Here is a 374-nt window from a genome sequence, read left to right on the forward strand (position 1 = left end):
CGCGGGCACCGCGGGCACCGGCGGCGCGGCCGGTGACGGCGGCAATGCCGGCACGGCCGGCAAGGGCGGCAACGGCGCGGCCGGGGCCAACGGCACGGCGGCGGTCAACAACGGCAACGGCTTCAACGGCGGCAACGGCGGTGCCGGCGGTAAGGGCGCCGACGGCGGCGCCGGCGGCCACGGCGGGGTCAACGGTGACGGCATCGGGACCGGCGCCAACGGCAACGGCGGCAACGCCAGCGCCGGCGGCCTCGGTGGTGACGCCGGTGCCGGTGGCGCCGGCATCACCGGCGTCAACGGCACCGCCGATATCGATAAGTACGGCAACGGCATCGGCGGCGGCCAAAACGGCGGCGACGGCGGCAACGGCGGCA

Annotated in this window: 1 pseudogene; it reads left to right on the forward strand. The window is 77.5% G+C overall.

The window, feature by feature from the left end:
- Positions 1 to 374: pseudogene (locus BST12_RS32725) on the forward strand (hypothetical protein); the annotation flags it as partial.

Source organism: Mycobacterium angelicum (assembly GCF_002086155.1).
In the GTDB taxonomy this organism is placed as follows: Bacteria; Actinomycetota; Actinomycetes; order Mycobacteriales; family Mycobacteriaceae; genus Mycobacterium; species Mycobacterium angelicum.